At 63.9% G+C, this 18365-nt stretch carries 17 protein-coding genes; 14 read left to right on the plus strand and 3 right to left on the minus strand.

Annotation, left to right across the window (positions count from 1 at the left end; genetic code table 11):
- Positions 1-41: 41 nt before the first annotated feature.
- Complete coding sequence (locus AC07RV_RS18005) at positions 42-260, minus strand: type II toxin-antitoxin system VapB family antitoxin (protein ID WP_208507392.1); 219 nt, start codon at positions 258-260, stop codon at positions 42-44.
- A 469-nt stretch (positions 261-729) separates the two neighbouring features.
- Here AC07RV_RS18005 and AC07RV_RS18010 point away from each other — a divergent pair, with 469 nt between their 5' ends.
- The 4 genes from AC07RV_RS18010 to AC07RV_RS18025 all read left to right on the plus strand — a co-directional run bounded on the left by AC07RV_RS18010 (position 730) and on the right by AC07RV_RS18025 (position 5855).
- A complete protein-coding gene (locus tag AC07RV_RS18010; protein ID WP_492713846.1) occupies positions 730-2097 on the plus strand; it encodes a type II toxin-antitoxin system HipA family toxin in 1368 nt (455 codons plus the stop codon).
- On the plus strand, positions 2090-2458 hold the full coding sequence (locus tag AC07RV_RS18015; RefSeq protein WP_408908172.1) for a helix-turn-helix domain-containing protein: 369 nt from the start codon (positions 2090-2092) through the stop codon (positions 2456-2458). Before AC07RV_RS18010 ends, AC07RV_RS18015 begins: the two co-directional genes overlap by 8 nt.
- A 577-nt stretch (positions 2459-3035) precedes the next feature.
- Positions 3036-4148, plus strand: coding sequence for a GGDEF domain-containing protein (locus tag AC07RV_RS18020; RefSeq protein WP_492713849.1), 1113 nt, complete (start codon positions 3036-3038; stop codon positions 4146-4148).
- A 456-nt stretch (positions 4149-4604) separates the two neighbouring features.
- Positions 4605-5855, plus strand: coding sequence for a GAF domain-containing sensor histidine kinase (locus tag AC07RV_RS18025; protein WP_208507277.1), 1251 nt, complete (start codon positions 4605-4607; stop codon positions 5853-5855).
- A 480-nt stretch (positions 5856-6335) separates the two neighbouring features.
- Here AC07RV_RS18025 and AC07RV_RS18030 read toward each other — a convergent pair whose 3' ends face one another.
- Positions 6336-7244, minus strand: coding sequence for a ParB/RepB/Spo0J family partition protein (locus AC07RV_RS18030; protein ID WP_492713851.1), 909 nt, complete (start codon positions 7242-7244; stop codon positions 6336-6338).
- Positions 7241-8029: a ParA family protein gene (locus AC07RV_RS18035; protein WP_208507275.1), complete on the minus strand. Its 789-nt coding sequence runs from the start codon at positions 8027-8029 to the stop codon at positions 7241-7243. Before AC07RV_RS18035 ends, AC07RV_RS18030 begins: the two co-directional genes overlap by 4 nt.
- Positions 8030-8492: 463 nt before the next feature.
- Between AC07RV_RS18035 and AC07RV_RS18040 the strand changes: the two genes are divergently transcribed.
- The 10 genes from AC07RV_RS18040 to virB11 all read left to right on the plus strand — a co-directional run bounded on the left by AC07RV_RS18040 (position 8493) and on the right by virB11 (position 18358).
- Complete coding sequence (locus tag AC07RV_RS18040; protein WP_492713854.1) at positions 8493-8924, plus strand: hypothetical protein; 432 nt, start codon at positions 8493-8495, stop codon at positions 8922-8924.
- Entirely contained in the window at positions 8921-9256 is a 336-nt protein-coding gene (locus AC07RV_RS18045; RefSeq protein ID WP_281076894.1) for a TrbC/VirB2 family protein, read from the plus strand. The genes AC07RV_RS18040 and AC07RV_RS18045 overlap by 4 nt, the downstream gene beginning before the upstream one ends.
- A gap of 9 nt (positions 9257-9265) precedes the next feature.
- Complete coding sequence (locus tag AC07RV_RS18050; protein WP_208507273.1) at positions 9266-9655, plus strand: VirB3 family type IV secretion system protein; 390 nt, start codon at positions 9266-9268, stop codon at positions 9653-9655.
- The gene (locus AC07RV_RS18055; protein WP_492713857.1) at positions 9646-12153 is read left to right on the plus strand and encodes a VirB4 family type IV secretion/conjugal transfer ATPase; all 2508 of its coding nucleotides are present in this window, start codon (positions 9646-9648) and stop codon (positions 12151-12153) included. Before AC07RV_RS18050 ends, AC07RV_RS18055 begins: the two co-directional genes overlap by 10 nt.
- The gene (locus AC07RV_RS18060) at positions 12146-12880 is read left to right on the plus strand and encodes a TrbJ/VirB5 family protein (RefSeq protein ID WP_208507271.1); all 735 of its coding nucleotides are present in this window, start codon (positions 12146-12148) and stop codon (positions 12878-12880) included. Before AC07RV_RS18055 ends, AC07RV_RS18060 begins: the two co-directional genes overlap by 8 nt.
- Positions 12881-13130: 250 nt before the next feature.
- On the plus strand, positions 13131-14177 hold the full coding sequence (locus AC07RV_RS18065) for a TrbL/VirB6 family protein (RefSeq protein ID WP_208507270.1): 1047 nt from the start codon (positions 13131-13133) through the stop codon (positions 14175-14177).
- 168 nt (positions 14178-14345) lie between these two features.
- Entirely contained in the window at positions 14346-15074 is a 729-nt protein-coding gene (locus AC07RV_RS18070) for a VirB8 family type IV secretion system protein (RefSeq protein ID WP_208507269.1), read from the plus strand.
- Entirely contained in the window at positions 15074-15913 is an 840-nt protein-coding gene (locus tag AC07RV_RS18075) for a TrbG/VirB9 family P-type conjugative transfer protein (RefSeq protein ID WP_492713860.1), read from the plus strand. Before AC07RV_RS18070 ends, AC07RV_RS18075 begins: the two co-directional genes overlap by 1 nt.
- Positions 15910-17250 carry a type IV secretion system protein VirB10 gene (gene virB10 / locus AC07RV_RS18080; protein ID WP_492713862.1) on the plus strand — a complete coding sequence of 447 codons (1341 nt, stop codon included), beginning with the start codon at positions 15910-15912 and terminating at the stop codon, positions 17248-17250. Before AC07RV_RS18075 ends, virB10 begins: the two co-directional genes overlap by 4 nt.
- Positions 17213-18358: a P-type DNA transfer ATPase VirB11 gene (virB11, locus tag AC07RV_RS18085; protein ID WP_281076892.1), complete on the plus strand. Its 1146-nt coding sequence runs from the start codon at positions 17213-17215 to the stop codon at positions 18356-18358. The genes virB10 and virB11 overlap by 38 nt, the downstream gene beginning before the upstream one ends.
- Positions 18359-18365: the final 7 nt, after the last annotated feature.

Genomic DNA, 18365 nt, shown 5'->3' on the forward strand with positions numbered 1-18365 from the left:
CGGAGTTCCGCGCGCGAAAATGATCAATTCAAACCGAGGTATCAATTCGCCCCAGCGTCATGAACAGGTGTCGTGTCCCGACGAGGAACATCGGAGATCTCGGGCATCTGTCCCCCAAGCGCCGCAAGCCGTTTTGCGGACTGGACTCTCACAAAAGTCTTGATCGCTTCCCTGAATAGATCCGCCTTGTTCATACTCGGATCCGCTACTTTGAGCGCCTCCTCATACAACGTATCGTCGATCGTGACGGTCGTTCTCATAAGCTCCTTGTTCTCGAACTCGATGCCATCGATCGTCCACCCCGACGCGACAACCGTCAACGGACATGCTTGATCACGGCAGGAGGTTTGCATTCCCGCGGATGGTCAAGGACACCAAGCTTCGCCAGCCGTACCAGCGATGCGTGGTCGCGGATCTGTACCCAGGTGTCGCACCTTCAATGCCCCAATGCTCCAATGCTCCAATGCTCCTCCGACGCGTCGCCGCGCCCTGCAGCCGAAGAACCGGAAAGAAAGGTGACGATGCGCAGGGGTGCCCCACAGCGGAGACGGGCTCCCACAAAGCCCCGGCGGCAGAGTTGCCCGAAGCTCTCCCTGCGAAGGACATCGAAACGTTGCTGACCCCCGGATTTTCTCGGCTCTCGTCTGACAACGTGGACGCATATTTTATCTACTTCAATGGTTAAATTGACTTGAAACTTCCAAGACTTTAGTTATCATGATGGTTAATATGCGGGACCGTTCCATCTCATCCGCTGCCCGCGGCACGACCATCGAAGTGCATGCGAACGGCCGATGGCAAGCCGCCGCCACGATCCAGGCGTTGGGAGCAGATCGCTGCCGTTTCGAGTACCTGCCTGAGTACGTTTTCGGCGAGGAGAATCCGCAGCCGGTCGCGTTGGGTCTGCCTGTGGGCATCGAAGCCGACCGATTCGTGGAGGGCCCTACAGGCCGCGAGCCGGATCGCCGCCCGCCGGCCTTTGTCTATGACTTGGTGCCACAAGGCAGAGGCCGCAGGTATCTGCTGGACAGGCTGGGTCTGGCAGACGCCGAAAACATGTTGCTGCCGCTCGTCATGAACGGTGCTTTCAATCCGATCGGTTGTCTGCGATTCGAAAGCGCAATGGAATTCTTCCGCGAGGAGGCCGCACGCGGCGCTGATCCTGGCGCACAACGTGGCTTTTCCATGAAAGAGGTTCTGAACCACAGCGAAGAATTTCTCGAGCATCTGTCCCTGCATGCCATGCTTGCCGCAGGCACCACCGGCGTGCAGGGTGTCGCCCCGAAGTTCCTGCTGACGACCGACGAAGCCGGGCGCTGGTTCGCAGACATGGCACTGCCCGACGAACGCGCCACCACACACTGGTTGCTCAAGTTACCCCGAGGAAGAAGCGAGGCAGACCGCACCGTCCTTCGCAATGAAGCCGGTTACCTTCGTCTCGCTGCTACGTGTGGGTTGCGAATGTCGAGCACGCCGCAACTTCAAGGCGAGGTCCTGTTCGTACGCCGTTTCGATCGGGTCGTCGTCGACGGTCAAGTGCAACGACTGCACCAGGAAAGCCTCGCAAGCATCTGTGACTTGAGGGGTTTCGGTTTGCCCAAGAGCCAGCACTTCCTGCTCTCAGGCTTGCGCTCGGTCGTGTCAGACCCGTTCACGGAAACTGTGGAATTCATTCGACGCGACGTGCTGAATCTGGCCATGCGCAACACCGACAACCATGCACGCAACACAGCCGTGCAGCGCCTGGTCGACGGCACCGTTCGGCTGACACCCCTCTTCGACTTCGCCCCCATGTTCCTGGATCCGGAGGTCGTGGCGCGAGGCTGTCACTGGCGCGACGATGCTGGAAAACTTCAGCGCAACTGGACTGAAGTGATAGACGCGCTTCAAGTGAGCGACCAGGAGAGAGAGCGCATCGCACATGCGCTCCATGCCTTCGCACCCACTGTCGCGGCGCTGGCTGATACGGCCAGGGAATGCGGCGTGGAGCGGGCCGTCATCGAGGCATGCCGCGGCAGTATCGATACGCAGGCATCGCAACTGGACGCCTTGGGCGATCTTCTGCCCAGAACCGCACGGAGCAAGCCTCGTGGATAAGCGGCGCAAGGCGCCGGATCTCTCACACGAGCGCAAGCTGCGCCAAGAGATCTACGACGCCATGGCGGCGGGGCGGATGTCTGTGGGACAGGCCGTGGCTGCCATGCGGCGGATCAGCCGCCTGACCCAACCAGAATTCGCCAAACATCGAGGGCTCAGCGTACAGAGTCTTCGGCTCATCGAGAGCGACAAGACCAATCCGACCATCGACACGCTGGGAAAGATCGCGAGCATCTTCGGGCTGCAGGTCGGCTTCGTGCCAAAGACCGGCTCCTGCGTTTCATGGCAGGAACTCGAACGCGGCCTGTCAGAGTCTCCCGAAGCGGTACCGCAGCCCTCTCGCATCGAGCGCAGTGAATGAGTTCAACGCTGCAGGTTCCCGTGAAGACTCGCCTGCGCGCTTTCTGCACACGCACCGCTTGACCTTGGGGCAGCTGGCAAGTGTGCTCAGAAATCTTCAGCCTGTAGAACGCACCGCTTCATCCGTCTCGCGTTTTCGTTGCTTCGGATCAAGCGCTTGCCGCACAGCTTGAGATTCACTGCTCCTGCACGGCCCAGCACACCAGCCGCACTCACCAAGTGGCAGCACTTCATGTGACCCCTCAGCAAACTGCACCTGCAGGTCGATCGATCAAATCAAAACGCCGTCTATGCAGACGAACGTAAGGGCAGGATCGAATGCAGACTTCCGACGCGCGAGGTCGTTCGTTGCCTGCCGCGACAACTGTTTCTGAGGTCGCTTGCAGCCTCAGTTCGCTTCCTACCGTGGCCGACGGCACGACAGACTCCGAGCGCCAGGCCGCTCGGCCTGACGCTGCTGCGATGGCGAGTCGGCGATGGAACCGTAACGTTTTGAGGTTGCCCGATGGCGCTTGTACGATGCGAGTCATCAACCGGGGACGTATGCTCCTGCGCGCCCCAGCAATGAGGAATCGACATTGAACCACACTGAAGCCGCTGCTCCGGATCACACGGGCTCCAGCACCGTCACCGCGCCGCGGACGACCGGTGCCGCCAAACCGTTCAACGAAGACGAACGCCTCGCGGCGCTGCGCCGCTACCAGGTGCTCGATACCACCGCAGAGCAAGCCTACGACGACGTGACGACACTCGCGGCGGTCGTCTGCAAGGCGCCGATCGCGCTCATCTCGCTCATCGACCAGGACCGCCAATGGTTCAAGTCGCGCGTGGGACTGGAGGCGAGCGAGACGCCGCGCGAGCTCGCGTTTTGCGCCCATGCCATCCTTGAACCGGACATCGTGTTCGAAGTGCAAGACGCCCACGTTGATCCCCGCTTCGCCAACAATCCGCTGGTGACCGGCGAGCCAGGCATCCGCTTCTACGCAGGGGCACCGCTGGTCACGACCGACGGTCTGCCGATCGGCACCGTCTGCGTGATTGATCGCGAACCACGCGCGCTGTCGGCCGCCGAACGCAAAGCGCTGCAGTCGCTGGCACGGCAGGTGGTCGCACAACTCGAACTGCGCCAGGCCATGGCCGGGCTGGAGCTCGAGAGCATGACCGATCCGCTGACCTCGCTTTGGAACCGGCGAAACCTTGATCGGCGACTGCACGCGGCCTGGGATCTGCATGCACGCGAGCGTTCGCCGCTGAGCCTGCTGATGATCGACCTGGATCACTTCAAGCGCATCAACGACGCACACGGCCATCCAGTCGGAGATCGGGTGCTGGTGCAGGCCGCGGCGATCATCCGCGACCAGATCGGCAGTGATGGTCTTGTCGCTCGTTTCGGCGGCGAGGAATTCTGCGCAGTGATGCCGGGCATGGCCGCCGAGACGGCGCGGGAACGCGCCGAGCAGGTGCGGCGCGCCATCGAGGACGCGTCGTGGCCCGCCGCTCATGTGACCGCCAGCGTCGGCGTGGCGACCGCGATGGCTGACGCAGAAGGCTCTCCCAACGTGATGCTCACGCGCGCCGATCGCGCGCTGTATGTCGCCAAGCGCGAAGGCCGCAATTGTGTGCGGCAGTTTGACGGGTGGTCTGATCGGCTGGGCGTCGAACTCCATGCGCCGCGGCCGATCACTCAATGATCGAGCGTCGACGAAAAGAACAGGTCCGCGCCGCATCCAACCCGGCCAAGTGCTCGCTTGCGATGCACCGCCGCGCTACATTCGTCAGGAGTACGCAACAATCCCGGCGATCAACCGAGCAGACCACCAGGGGTAGCTCGACATCAAGAATACCGAGCCCAGCCCCCTCGTTCGGTCGAAATTGACGAAGACATCATCCCCAGCATTGAGAGATCGTCTGAACGAACTTCCCACTCACCCCGTCAGCGCTGCGCATCGGCGTTGGGCAACGCTCCATTTTTAGAGTCAACTGTCGGAACGTGTCGAGCGTTAAGTCGTTTGCACCCCGGCCCTTCGCCCCTACCACGCGCTTTGAAGACGGTTACCGTCCGGCTCGGTTCACCCCAAAAGGTCGAATCAACGCGTACCACCTTCAGTGCTGAAGGCTTTCCCCCCGCCCCGCCAACAAGGTGTTACATGCCTGCTGCCGCATTGCCGGTGAACGAAGAAGAGCGCGTTAGCAGATTGCTCGAACTCCAGGTCCTCGACTCTGCGCCGGAGGCCGAATTCGACGCACTGGTGAACGTCGCATCTATGATTTGTGGCACACCAATCTCACTGATCAGTCTGATCGATCGCGACCGGCAATGGTTCAAGGCCAACGTAGGGCTGCCCGACACCTCCGAGACGGACAGAGGCTCGGCATTCTGTGCGCATGCCGTTTACGGAACGCAGTTTCTGGAAGTGCCGGACGCAATTCTCGACACTCGGTTCCGAGACAATCCTCTGGTCACTGGCGCACCGAACATTCGCTTCTACGCCGGCGCACCCCTGGTGCTTTCCAATGGCCACTGCGTAGGGACGCTGTGCGTGATTGACCGTGAGCCGCGCGAGTTGACCGTCCAGCAAAGGGATGTTCTAACGCACCTCGCGCGAGCTGCTGCCAAGGCTTTAGAGAGCCGTGGCGTCGCACTCAGGCTCCATGAGAACGAGCTCAAGCTACGTCAGCTCCACTCGGACCTGGAGCAAGAACACAACCGCCGCACCGAGCTGCTGGCGATGCTGGCTCACGAGTTGCGCAATCCGCTCTCAGCGATGCGCAGCGGCACGCAGCTGCTGAAGCTCGCCAAGGAAAACTGGGCCACTGTCGAGCGGGTCAAGGGTGTGTTCGATCGCCAGATCGATCATATGGCACGCTTGGTGGACGATCTCACGGAGGCCTCAAAGGTATCCGCCGGCAAGCTCGAGGTGGTACCAGGCACTGTCGATCTCCAGACTTTGCTGGCATCCGCCCTGGAGGCTGGCCTGTCGGAGATCGAGCGAGGAAGGCACGAGCTGGAGCTGGATGTCCCCACAGAACCAGTTTTCGTCAACGTGGATGCGGGTCGAATGATCCAGGTCTTGAGCAACCTGCTGGTGAACGCGGCGAAGTACACGCCGGAAGGCGGGCACATCAAGCTTCTTGCCAAGGCAGAGCAAGCTGACCTGATCATTGAAGTGAGCGATGACGGGATCGGCATCGACCCTGTCGATTTGCCCACCATCTTCGGCATGTTTGTGCAAGTCTCCGACAAACGCGCGGGCGACAAAGGCGGGTTGGGGGTCGGGCTGGCGTTGGTGGAGCGTTTGGTCCATCTCCACGGCGGGACGGTCACCGCATCGAGCGATGGGCTGGGCCTGGGCGCCAAGTTCACGCTTCGTCTGCCTTCAGCCGTCCTTGGCGCTTGAGCCGGCTCCAGCCTCGTGCTGGCAGGAACACTACAGGAAGCGAATTCAGCCTCCATCGGACGAAAGAGACCCAGGTCTGTGCCCCAAGGCTGAGCTGCCCGCGCCGCTGCGCGTGAGCACTCGCCGTCGGTTTGCGGCTGGGAGCAACTCGCATATGCGGCACTTGGGTGTGGTCGTGCATGGGCGAAACACCTCGGCACAGGGTGGCAGTATCTGCAAAGAGGCTCGGCGCGCGAAAGAGCCCGGCGGCTCGACGCCTGCAAGCGCCCGGGCCATCTGATGGCAACGCGCGGATTGCCTGTGCACTCAAGCAATTGGTGCCCCTTCGCTGACGACACTTCATTGCTCGTTGCGTGCCCAAGGCGCGCAAACCTTCTGAGGGACGCGACCGCTCGGGGATCGAGCGCTGCCGGCCCCAGGAAAATTGCTTACTTCGGCTGGCGCCGGAGGGAATGCCAATCAGCCGCTGCGATGCGATCACTACTCCTGCGCGGCCCAGCACACCAAACGCAGCTCACTCAGAGGCAGCGCCACATGACTCCCGTCGGCAAAGCGCACCTCGCCCTTGTCGGCGTCGTGGGCTTTGATGCGCAATGTCCCCCGGCGCCCGCCGTGTTCGACCACCAGCACCGTACGGCCCGCGCTGCGCGTCGCTGTCGCCCGGGCAACAAAGCGCTCGGCCTTCTCCGTCGGAGCAGGCCCTGGCGCTTCCTGCGTGGCCAGCATCGCTTCAACCTCCGCGCGGGTGGTCGGTGAGTCCCGCTCAAAGGCGGCCGCCACCGTTTCTGGCGCGCGGCGCCAGGCCGTCACAAGTCGGTAGAGGCCACGAAGGTCAAGGCCGATGCGCCCTTCGTCGATCGCTTGCCTGAGCGGCGACGGCATATCGTTCAGCGCGGCCGCCTCCGTGACGAAAGATCGGGACTTGGCCAGCCTGCGAGCGATGTCCGCGCGCGACATTCCCTCGGCCTCGCGCAGTTGGACAAACAGCGCGAGGTCCAGTGGGGACATGTCCTCGCGATGCAGGTTCTCCACCGCCTGAGCGAAGGGGTCCGCTCGATCGTCCAGAAAGGCGGGCACCGTGATCAAGCCTGCCTGTCGAGCGGCACGCACGCGCCGCTCGCCGCGGTTGATCAGATAGCGTCCAGCTGCAGCCCGGTTCACTCGCACGGACACCGGCTCGAGCACCCCGTGCACACGAATCGATTCGCTCAGCTCGACCAGAGCCTGCTCGCCAACGCGACGACGCGGCTGGTCGGGATCGGGATCGATCAACGCGAGCGCGATCTCCAGGGGCGCTTGCAGCGCACTTGCGGTGCCAGCTGAATCGAGAAGCTCGGAAGCCCGAAACTTGTGGAGCCCGCTGAGGTCGAGTGGCTTGATGTCCTTCATGATGGCATGCCCGAAGATGCCACGTCTTGCGCATCCATGCGACGCTGTAGCAGCTCGAAAACCTCCCTTACCTCCAAGCACGCGTCACGTGCCGAGCCCTTGGCCAGCGCCCAGACCGACACACCCTGCGACAACGCTTCCGGAATGGCCGAGCGCGTCGAGATGTGTGCGGGAACGATGTATTCGGCAAAGCTTTGGACGAGTTGCCGCATCGCTACCTTTTGCCGCACGGAGTGAGGGTTGAAGCGATTGAGCACGATGCCGGCGAGGCGCAGCTGAGGGTTGTAGCGCTGCCGCACACCGAAGACCGTCTTGAGCATGTCGGTCACGCCATCGATGCTGTACTCCTCCAACTCGATCGGACAGACCACATCGGTGGCGGCGATCAGTGAGGCGCTCATTCGCAAGCCGAGCGCGGGTGGCGTGTCGATGACCACCACATCAAAAAGTGAGCTCAGAGCCTCGACGTTTCGGCGAAACACCGGGATGGCAACCTCCGCCTTGGCGAGTTCGACGTCTGCAAGGTTCCTCGAGGCCGGCGCCAATGAAAGCCGGCCTTTTCCTGCGAGCTGATCTTTCACCTCTGTCTCTTGCGCGAAAAGCCCGGCTGCGCCCACGCCCTGGGCATATGCACGCAGCGTCTTGGAGGCGTTGCCTTGCGTGTCAAGGTCGATGAGGCACACGGATCTGTCGTGCTTCTCGCGTTGCCAGAACGCGTAAAGCACCGCGAGCGTGGTCTTCCCTACCCCGCCCTTCTGATTGCTGAAGACCACCACCTTGCCCATGCCATCTCCTTGGTCGAAGGTTTGTTCGACGCGAGCGCGCAGCCACCGCGGCATGCAGCGCAGTTCGCCGGCCGAAAAGGACCCGCGCGTCGACGCCGGTCGACGGCGTCGAGAACGCCTGCCGGCAAAGGTGCGCATTGGAGATCAGAGGAGCCCGGCCGATGACTACCCGAACTGATAGTGGCGCGGTGGTCCTCGCGCACTGACATTGCATCCGATGCAAATCTCCACCAACTTCTCGATCCCACCTCCTGGGGTGCAACGACCCATCGGGCGTTGCATGCGATGCAATACGCGCGTAGCGAAGGCATCTTCGGCACCGCGCTTGACGGCATGGCCAGAAAGGCCCCAGGGAACGTGCCAAGGAAAGCGCCTGCAGATGTTCCCAGGAGCGCTCCTTAAGATGCTCCTGGGAACACTCCTCCCTGCACTGGCTTGCCTATCCGCCAGCGCCGAGCCCGTCGTGCTGCCCGTCGTGCAGGCATCACGCGACAGCGAGCGCGTCGCCATCCTCAGGCAGGAGCTCCAGAACACCAAAGCGTCCATCGAGGTTCTGACTCGCCGTCACGCGGCACGCCTCAAAGCCGCGGATGCCGAGGGCGCGGCGGAGGTCGAACTCGAGCGCGCACGCGCGCTCGGAGACCTCGTCGCACTTGAACGAGAGCTCGCAGCAGTCTCTCAAGAAGGCCCGTCGGCGCCGCGGCAGCGCAGCGCCGACAGTCCACGGTCGACCGACACGAAGCCCACCGCGCGCCGCTCGGATGCGGCAGCACCCGCGCGCTGGTGGGACGTGTATCAGCGACGCATCGGCAGCGAGGACGCGTCGGCGCCACCGCCCGCGGGATCTCTTTCCCCTGTCCTGCCCAGCCTGAGAAACAAAGAAAGTGGCACATGAACTTCAACACTCGCGATGTCCATCGTCCGGCGATGCACCGTTCGAAAGCAGCAACGCTTGCCCTGCGCGCGCTGCTGACCGCCGCCCTCTGTGCGCTGTGGCCCCTCATGGCGCATGCGGGCAGCCCGTTTGCAACCGGCGCCAACGCCGCGCAGCAGCAGCTCGTTGCGATCCTGACACCCATTGCGGCCGTCGCGGTGATGGTCTCGGGCGCGATGGCCTGGTTCGGGCGGCTGAGCTGGTGGTGGCTGGTGGCGGTGGTGATCGGCACGGTGCTGGTGTTCGGCGGCCCGCAGATCGTCTCGTGGATCCGTGGTCTCTTCGGCGTCTGAGGGGCGGCCATGCATCGCAACCACGGCATCACGGCCGACTCTCTGTTCGTCGGCATGACCCGGCCCTCCATGGTCTGGGGCGTGACCTACTCCGCCATGATGTTCAACATCGTCGTGACCATCGAATCCTTCATCGTCACGAAGAACCTCGCCTGGCTGCTCGCCTTCGTCCCGATCCATGGCGTGCTCTACCTCGTATGCCTCTACGAGCCACGTTTCTTCGATCTGCTGCAGTTGTGGGGCCGCACGCGCTTGCCAGCGGCGCTCAACGGAAACCTGCGCTTCTGGCGCGCCAACTCCTACAGCCCGCTCGCTCTGACCCTGCCCGGTGCCCGCGGCCGCCGTCGGGACCGACACGTGCAAGTGCTCACCGCCGTGGAGGGTGCGCTGTGCAATTGACCACGCGTTCTGAATCGACATTGCGCCGCGAAGCGAGCGCGGCCTCGATGATCCCCTTCTCCTCGCACGTCGATGCCCATGTGGTTCGCCTGCGCTCAGGAGACTATGTCCAGACCCTGCGCCTGGGAGGCGCAAGCTTCGAGAGCGCTGACGACGAGGACCTCAACAACTGGCATGAACGCCTGAACGTACTGCTGCGCAACATCGCATCACCACATCTGGCGCTGTGGACCCACGTCGTACGCAGGCGAGAGACAGGCTACCCCGCCGGCCGCACCGTCCCCGGCTTTGCCGATGAGCTCGAGCAGCGCTACCGCCGCAAGATGGCCGAGGAGCGGCTCATGGTCAACGAGCTCTATCTGTCCGTCGTCTACCGTCCCCAGTCCACCCGTGTCGGCAACGCGGCGCTGGCCTTCCTCAAGCGAACCGACGCACAGGGCGCTCTGGCAGAGCTCAAGGACTCCCTGGACACATGCACCAAGCTTCGCCAGGAGTTACTGGCCTCACTGGAGCGCTACGACCCCGAGCCACTGGGCATCTACCGACCGATGGGCGCACACAAACCGTTCTCCTCGCTGCTCGAGTTTTTCGCAATGCTGATCAATGGGGAGTGGCAGCGCATGCCGCTGCCACGATCGCCGCTCAACGAGGTACTGGCCACATCCCGCCCCTTCTTCGGCAACGAAGCCATGGAGTACCGCTCGGGGACGCAAAGCCGCATCGGTGCCTTCCTCGGCATCAAGGAGTACCCGACGCCCACGGCGCCCGGCATGTTCAGCGGTCTTCTCACGGCCGACTTTCCGTTCATCCTCGCGCAGAGCTTCACGTTCCTGGCCAAAGGCACCGCGGTGGACATGATGCGTCGGCAGCACAACCGCATGGCGGCCGCAGGCGATCTGGCTGTCTCGCAGGCCGACGAGCTCGCAGACGCGCTGGATGACCTGGTCAGCAACCGTTTCGTCATCGGCGATCATCACTTCAGCCTGCATGTGCTCGCCGATGCCGAGGAAGGCGCGGGCGCTGTCGAGGGCGTGCCGCGGCTCAAGCAACTCAACGACCACATTGCGCGGGCCCGCTACCTGCTTGGCGACACCGGGATGGTTGTCGCACGCGAGGATCTGGCACTCGAGGCGGCGTTCTGGGCGCAGTTGCCGGGTAACTTCGGCTACCGCACGCGCAAGGCGCCAATCACCAGCCGCAACTTCGCGGCCATGTCGCCTTTTCATAACTTCCCGACGGGTCGCGCGCGCGGAAACTTTTGGGGCGATGCGCTGGCGATGCTCACGACACGCGCAGGCTCGCCCTACTACTTCTCATTGCATGCGAGCGACCCGCGCAGCCCCGATGGTGGCAGCCGTCGCGATGTGGGCCATGTCACGGGCGTCGGGCCCGTTGGTACGGGCAAGACGACCTTTCTCGGGTTTTGCATCGTCGCGATCTGCAACCGTCTGGACGCCACCCAGATCATCTTCGACAAAGACGAGGGCCTCCACATCCTCGTGCGGGCATTGGGAGGCCAGTACCTTCCGTTGAAGAACGGCATTCCCACCGGCTGCAACCCGCTGCAGCTCGACGCAGGGGTGCCCACGAACCTCGAGTTCCTGCGGCAATGGCTGCGCCGCCTCGTGATGCGCTCGCCTCACGAGCTCCTGAGCGTGCGACAGGAAGACGACCTGGATCAGGCCCTGCACGGAACGCTCGCACTCGCGCCGCCCTACCGCCGCTTGTCGCGCCTGCTGGCTTTTCTGGACGTCACCGATCCGGAAGGTGTCCATGCGCGGCTGCGCAAATGGTGCGCCTCGGAGCGCGGTGACTACGCGTGGGTGTTCGACAACGACCACGACGTCGTCGCGCCACTGCTCGAGGCTCATGCGTTGGTCGGCTTCGACGTCACCGATTTCCTCGACAACGACGTGGTGCGCGCCCCGTTGACCATGTACCTCTTCCACCTCGTAAACCGCATGGTCGATGGCCGGCCACTGGTGTGCTGGATGGACGAATTCGCCAAGCTGCTGGACGACCCCGCATTTGCGAGCTTCGCGAAGAACGGCCTGGAGACATGGCGCAAGAAGAACGCGAACATCGTGACCTTCACGCAAAGCACGCACCATGTGCTGGGCTCGAGCATCGCGCGAGCCATCGTGGAGCAGACGCCCACCAAGATCCTCTTTCCCAACCCGGAGGCGAGCCACGCGGACTGCACCGAGGGTTTCAACCTCACCGAGCGTGAGTTCGCGCTGGTCAAGCAGGAACTCGTGCCCGGATCGCGCCAGTTCCTCATCAAGCAGAACCGCGACAGCGTCGTGGCCCAGTTGGACCTCAGGCATCTGGACGATGCACTGGGCGTCATCTCGGGCCGTACCAGCAACGTCCGGCTCATGCAGGCGCTGATGAAGCGCCATGGCAACGCCCCCACTCAGTGGCTCACCCCTTTTCGCGAGGCGCTGCTGCAGCACGGCTCGCAACGACCGTCGTCCCAGGAGTTTCCACATGCCTAGAAAGCTGCTTCTCTTGCTCGTCACCTGCGCTGCGCTGCTCGCTCCACTGCAAGCGCGTGCGGGGATTCCCGTCATCGATTTCGCGGCCATCGCCAACCTGATCCAGCAGATCATGTACTGGCAACAGCAGATCTCCGCCATGCAAAAACAGTTCGACGAGCTCAAGGCCTCCAAGGAGCAGCTCAAGCAGACCTACGAGTCGATGAGCGGCTCGCGCGGCATGGAGCAGCTTCTTGCGACCTCCGATGCGGCGCGCAACTACTTGCCGAGCAGCTACGCCGATCTGAGGAAGTCGCTCGACACGCCTGTGCCAGGCTATGCAGGCCTGTCGGAGCAGGTGCGATCGATCGTGAGCGCCAACAGCGTGCTGTCGACGACGCAGATGGACGCGCTGAGCCCTGAGCTCAGGCAACTCGTCGAACAAGGTCGTCAATCTGCCGCCTTGCTGGACGGCATGACCCAAACGGCTTTTCAGAACACCAGCCAACGGTTCTCTGCACTGCAGCAACTGATCACCGCCATCGCGCGTGCCCGAGACCCCAAGGCCATTCAGGAGCTGCAAGCGCGAATCCAGGCGGAGCAGAACATGCTGACGAACGAGCAGACCAAGCTCCAGGCGCTCTACCAAGTGTCGCAGGCCGACGAGGCGAGGCTTCGCCAGCGAACCCGAGAGCGTGTGGTGTCCGGCCACGGTGAGTTTTCCAGGCGATTCACACCCACACCCTAGCCGCCCCAGCCGCCCCTGTCATCCCCTCGACGCATCGCCTCGGCGCGCCATCGCCGTGGGCATCGCCATGACGACTTCAGCATGACGCCGCTGGTTTTTCAAGCGGCGAGCGGGCTGGCTATCACCCGATGCGCTTGCAGCATGCGCACCGAGCTTGGCCACAAAACCCCACGGACGACGCCGGTCGGCGCATCCAGTGGTTGATATCGAAGTGGCGTCCCACGATTTTTGAACCTTCAGGAGCCAAGTCATGTTCTTTCGGCAGCTTTGGACGCAGCTCGTCTCTCAGCTCACTGAATTCGTGGGCGCGAAGTCTGCAGCGCTGGCGACCGCGGTCGAACCCGCGGTGATCACGTTGGCAACGCTCTACGTGATGATCTGGGGATACCTTTCGCTCACCGGCAAGATTCAGGAACCCATCCTGGAGGGGATCAAGCGGATCTTCTTCATCGCGGTCATCCTGGGTGTGGCTTTGAGGCTGTGGGCTTTCAACGAGCTCATCGTCGACACCTTCTTCAACGCCCCGACCCAACTCGCGGCAGCGATCGTCGGCGCCACGGACCCCGTCTCGACCATCGACACGATCTGGGAGAAGGGGGGAGAGGTCGCATTCAGCCTGTGGAGCAGGGGCGGTGTGCTCAATGGGGATGTGGGCTTCTACATCGCCGGCGCCGTCATCTACCTCATCATCGGCGCCGTCGCGGTCTACGCGCTTTTCCTCTTCGCCCTGTCGAAGATCGCGCTGTCCGTCGTGCTGGCGCTGGGCCCGATTTTCATCTCCCTGCTCTTCTTCGAAGCGACACGGCGCTTCTTCGAGGCATGGGTCGCCCAGCTCTCGAACTACGCGCTCGTCGCGGTGCTCGCGAGCATGGTCGCCTCGCTCATGCTGCAGGTCGTTGCGAACTACGCCGCTCAAACCGCGGAACGTGGCGCGGCGCTCACGACGGTGGATGCCATCAACATGGCCTTGATCGCTGCGGTGGTGCTGCTCGTGATGTGCCAGGTGATGCCGATCGCCGCCGGACTTGCCAGTGGCGTTGCGCTCAACTCCTTCAGCGCTGTCGGCGGGCTCACCAAGTGGGCACTCGGTGGCACGAGGCGCAGCGCGTACGAATTCGGCCGCGGCGTGCTCGACGGCCTGCACGGCGAACGCGGCAGTCGATGGGACTCCTTCCGTCGCCTGGGAGGCAACCGGGTCGGATCGTCGATCGCTTCGCTGGCCGGCAGGGGTGCAGGCGCGCAGCGCCCCACCCTGCCCAGAGACCGAGTGATGAACCCCTCTTCCTCTCGGACCTGACCCCTCTGAAAAGACTTTATAGGAGCTCTCACGTGAGATTCATGGTCGCACTCTTGCTCACTCTCGCGCTTGGCGGCTGCGGCACGCGAGCGCCCCGTCCTCCGACCTGCGAAGGCGCCCTCACACCCATCAATGGCTCCCCGGCACCCCTTCCTGCAGGAGGCTCCGATGCATCGTGACGAGGCGCTCGAGCGCTACACGCTCGAAGCTCAGAGCTGGGAGCTCGATCGCGCACGTCGCGCCCAAGGGTCGGCCAAAACCGCCTGGGTCGTGGCCGCGGCCGCCACGGCCGTCGCGGTATTCGCCGTGGCCGCCGTCGCCGGACTCACGCCCCTCAAGCAGCCGGTGCCCGTAATCGTTCGCGTGGACAGCAGCAGTGGCATCGTCGACATCGTGCCGACCTATGAAGGCACCACCGACATTCAAGAGGTCGTGACGCGTAACCTGCTGCAGAACTATGTCATTGCGCGCGAGCGCTACTTCTACGCCACCGCCGAAGCCGACTACGAGTTGGTCGCCTCTCAGAACTCGCCTCGCCTGAACCAGGCCTGGGCGGCGTCCTGGGCCACCAACAATCCGCTCTCGCCTCTCAACACCTTCAAGGACGGCACGGCCATTCGCGCGCAGGTGCGTTCGGTCACCTTCCTCAAGCTGGAAAGCGGCAAGGAGAAGCTTGCACAAGTTCGCTTCAGCCGCTACGCCCGAGCCGGTGGCACGGGCGACGAGCAGACGACCCATTGGGTGGCGACGATCGAGTTCGCCTACGTGCCGCCATCGAAGGATGACAAATGGCGCTCGCTCAATCCCCTGGGTTTCAGGGTGGTCGAGTATCGGCGCGAGCCCGAAGTCGCACCGACCGTCGCCGTCCCCCTCTCCCCCGCAAAGCAGGCGCGCTGATGAACCATCGTCTTGCATTTTTCCGCCAGCCCGCGATCGTGCTGGTGCTCATCCTTGGCTGGCTGTGCACCACCCACACGGCGGTGCGCGCCGCAACGATCCCGCCCGAGGGGCACGTCGATGCGCGCGTGCGCACCATCGACTACGACCCGGAAGACGTCATCAGCCTGCATGGCTACGTGGGCTACCAGATTCACCTGCAGTTCGCCGCAGGCGAGACCTTCGTGAACCTAGGCTCCGGCGACAACGGCTCCTTCGATGTGGGTGCGCAGCGCAACCACCTCTTTCTCAAGCCGAAGGAGGCGCAGGCCAATACGAACCTCACGATCCTCACCGACCGTCGCACCTATCACTTCGACTACATCGTCTCAGCCCGGGCGCCCGCCGGGGCCGCGGCGCGACGAATGATCTACTCGATCCGGTTCAACTATCCGGCCGACACGCGGCGCGCTGCCGAAGAGGCGAGCAAGCGCGCTGAGGTGGACGCGAAGCTCACCCGCACGGCAGCCACGCGCAACTGGGACTACTGGTTCTGCGGAGGTGAGTCGCTCAAGCCGACCCGCGCCTTCGACGACGGCCACCACATCCGCCTTCGTTTCGCCGACCAGGCTGAACTGCCGGCCATGTTCGTTCAGAACGACGACGGCACGGAGTCATTGCTGAACTTCAACATCGACGCCGACGAGATCGTGATCCATCGCCTCGCGCGTCGCCTCGTGCTGCGCCGGGGTCAGCTCGTGGGGTGCGTGGTCAACAAGGCATTCGCAAGCGGCGCGCGCACGCCCGGCGCGACGGTGGCGCCCGATGTGCAACGCACAACCGTGGGAGAGCAACCATGAGCGATGCACCGAATCCGGGACTCAACCCACCGGCGAATTCATCCGCCGACAACGAAGCGCTCGAAGGAAGCCGCCGCGCGGGCGCGGTCGACCCCGACACCGGCGAACTTCATTCCGTTCCCCGCCGCGCCGAACGCACGCATGCCGCCCACACCGAGCGCGGCCATGCGATCGATGGGGAGCGGACCATTCCCTCCGTGAATCGGGAACGGACGATCCAGTCGAGGATCAGCAGCTTCGTGGCGATCGGCACCATGCTGCTGCTGGGTGCCGGCTTCCTGTTCTGGTACTACAGCACCCAATATGCCAAGGGCCGCGAGGCGCAGTTGGCCGCACAGAAGGCCTCGGCCGCCCGCGCGGGCGGCGAAACCAAGGTGCCGCCGCTGGGCCGGATCGACCCGCCGCCGACGCCACCCCAGGCCTCCGCATCGCCACCCAGCGCTTCACCGGCCGCAGCGGCGGCGACACCCCCGGGCGGCCCCCCGTCAAAGACACCGGCCCAGCTTGCGCTCGAGCGCAAGCTCGGAACGCCCGTGATGCGGCACGCGCCGTCGCCTGACGCAGCCGCAGCAGCGGCCGCTTTCGTCGGCGGCCCCGCCGTGCCGCCGGCAAGCGGCATACCCAACATGGCGCAGATCCTGGGGGCCTTGCAGCCGCCACCCTCCGCCCCTCCCAGCCCTCCCGGCCTCGAGGGCAGTCTCCGGCCGACCCGCACCCCCGCCGTTACAGCACAGGTTCTGCCGACGCGCCGTTTTCTTCTGCCCAAGGGCGCGTTCATCGATTGCACCTTGGAGACCGCGATCGATTCGACCTACGAAGGTCTCACCACCTGCATCGGTGCCAGCGACGTCTACAGTGCCGACGGCAAGGTGGTGCTGCTCGAGCGCGGCACGAAGTACGTGGGTGAGCAGCGCGGCTCGCCCCGTCAGGGGCAGGGCCGTGTTTTCGTGCTTTGGAGCGAGGCGAGAACACCCACCGGGGTGGTGGTCCAGCTGGCATCGCCGGGCACCGACGAGCTGGGGCGCAACGGCTTGCCGGGTTTCGTGGACACCCACTTCTGGGAGCGTTTCGGCGCGGCGATGTTGCTGTCGGTCATTGACGGCACGATGCAGGCGCTGACAGCGCAGCAGCAAGGCGGCGCGGGCCTGACCAACCGCGGTGCGCTGGTGATCGGTCCCCAAGGCAGCCGCGACATCCTGACCGAGGTACTGCGCAGCACCATTGCGATCCCTCCGACCGTGATCAAGAACCAAGGCGAACGCATCCAGATCCTGGTGGCCCGGGACGTGGACTTCCGCGATGTCTATGCCCTACGCGTCGCGCCAGCCCAACCCTGAGGGAGCGGAGGCCTCGCGCCCCGCCTGCCTTGCGGCCGATGACCTCTCTGGCTCGTCGACAGAAGCCACGCCAACGCCGCCCTCCTCGCTGGCGCTGTTCCTCGACCCGCTGATGCCGATGCTCGAGGACACCGAGGTCACGGAGATCTGCATCAACGAACCGGGAATCGCCTTTGTGGAACGGCAGACGGGATGGACACGCGAGATCCTCGCGTTCGCGAGCTTCGACTGGTGCATGTCGATCGCCAAGCTCGTTGCCAACTTCACGAAGCAGCGCGTCTCGGCCCAAGAACCGTTGTTGTCGGCCACCTTGCCTGGCGGCGAACGCATACAGATCGTGTTGCCGCCGGCGACCTCCGAACGGACCGTCTCGATCACGATCCGTCGTCCCTCCAGTGCACTGTGGTCGCTCGATCAACTTGAATCGATGGGCGTTTTTGAGCCGACACGCTACAACGAAGCGGCATTGAAGGCAGCATCGGAGGCGGGCTCGGCGGGCCTCGAAGACTGCGAGCTTGCGGGCCTGCTTCGCGAACGCAGGTTCGTAGACTTCCTGCGCCGCGCAGTTCAACTGCGCCGCAACATCTTGCTGTCGGGCGCCACCGGCTCGGGCAAGACCACGCTGAGCAAGGCGTTGATCCTCGAAGTGCCCCCCGAGGACCGGCTGATCACCATCGAAGACGTCAGGGAGCTGTCCCTTCGCAACCAGCCCAATCACGTGCGTCTGTTCTACTCCCAGGGTGCTCAGGGACAGGCGATCGTGACGCCTGGGCAGCTCCTGGCTGGCGCCAAGCGCCAGCGTCCCGACCGCATCTTCCTGTCCGAACTGCGAACCGGCGATGAAGTCTATGACTACCTCGTCTCCGTGAACACGGGCCATCCGGGCTCGATCACCAGCGTCCATGCCGACAGTGCCCAGATGGCCTTCGTGGCACTCGCTCAGTTGATGAAGCGCAGCGCCGCCGGCCAAGGCATGACCACGCGTGAAGGCGTGGAGCTTTCTCAGCTGAGCGTGGACATCGTCATCCAATGCGCACGGGTGCGGCAGCGACGCATCGTGCAGGAGATCTGGCATGACCCCAGCACCAAGCGTCGAGCCTTGGCCTAGTGCTTTT

It is taken from the genome of Variovorax sp. GW821-FHT09B01 (assembly GCF_059418345.1).

Excerpts from the sequence above, each read along its gene's own strand:
- AC07RV_RS18005 (WP_208507392.1), bottom strand. The coding sequence starts at position 260 with ATGAGAACGACCGTCACGATCGACGATACGTTGTATGAGGAGGCGCTC.
- AC07RV_RS18010 (WP_492713846.1), top strand. The coding sequence starts at position 730 with ATGCGGGACCGTTCCATCTCATCCGCTGCCCGCGGCACGACCATCGAA.
- AC07RV_RS18025 (WP_208507277.1), top strand. The coding sequence starts at position 4,605 with ATGCCTGCTGCCGCATTGCCGGTGAACGAAGAAGAGCGCGTTAGCAGA.
- AC07RV_RS18030 (WP_492713851.1), bottom strand. The coding sequence starts at position 7,244 with ATGAAGGACATCAAGCCACTCGACCTCAGCGGGCTCCACAAGTTTCGG.
- AC07RV_RS18035 (WP_208507275.1), bottom strand. The coding sequence starts at position 8,029 with ATGGGCAAGGTGGTGGTCTTCAGCAATCAGAAGGGCGGGGTAGGGAAG.
- AC07RV_RS18045 (WP_281076894.1), top strand. The coding sequence starts at position 8,921 with ATGAACTTCAACACTCGCGATGTCCATCGTCCGGCGATGCACCGTTCG.
- AC07RV_RS18050 (WP_208507273.1), top strand. The coding sequence starts at position 9,266 with ATGCATCGCAACCACGGCATCACGGCCGACTCTCTGTTCGTCGGCATG.
- AC07RV_RS18060 (WP_208507271.1), top strand. The coding sequence starts at position 12,146 with ATGCCTAGAAAGCTGCTTCTCTTGCTCGTCACCTGCGCTGCGCTGCTC.
- AC07RV_RS18065 (WP_208507270.1), top strand. The coding sequence starts at position 13,131 with ATGTTCTTTCGGCAGCTTTGGACGCAGCTCGTCTCTCAGCTCACTGAA.
- AC07RV_RS18070 (WP_208507269.1), top strand. The coding sequence starts at position 14,346 with ATGCATCGTGACGAGGCGCTCGAGCGCTACACGCTCGAAGCTCAGAGC.
- AC07RV_RS18075 (WP_492713860.1), top strand. The coding sequence starts at position 15,074 with ATGAACCATCGTCTTGCATTTTTCCGCCAGCCCGCGATCGTGCTGGTG.
- virB10 (WP_492713862.1), top strand. The coding sequence starts at position 15,910 with ATGAGCGATGCACCGAATCCGGGACTCAACCCACCGGCGAATTCATCC.
- virB11 (WP_281076892.1), top strand. The coding sequence starts at position 17,213 with ATGTCTATGCCCTACGCGTCGCGCCAGCCCAACCCTGAGGGAGCGGAG.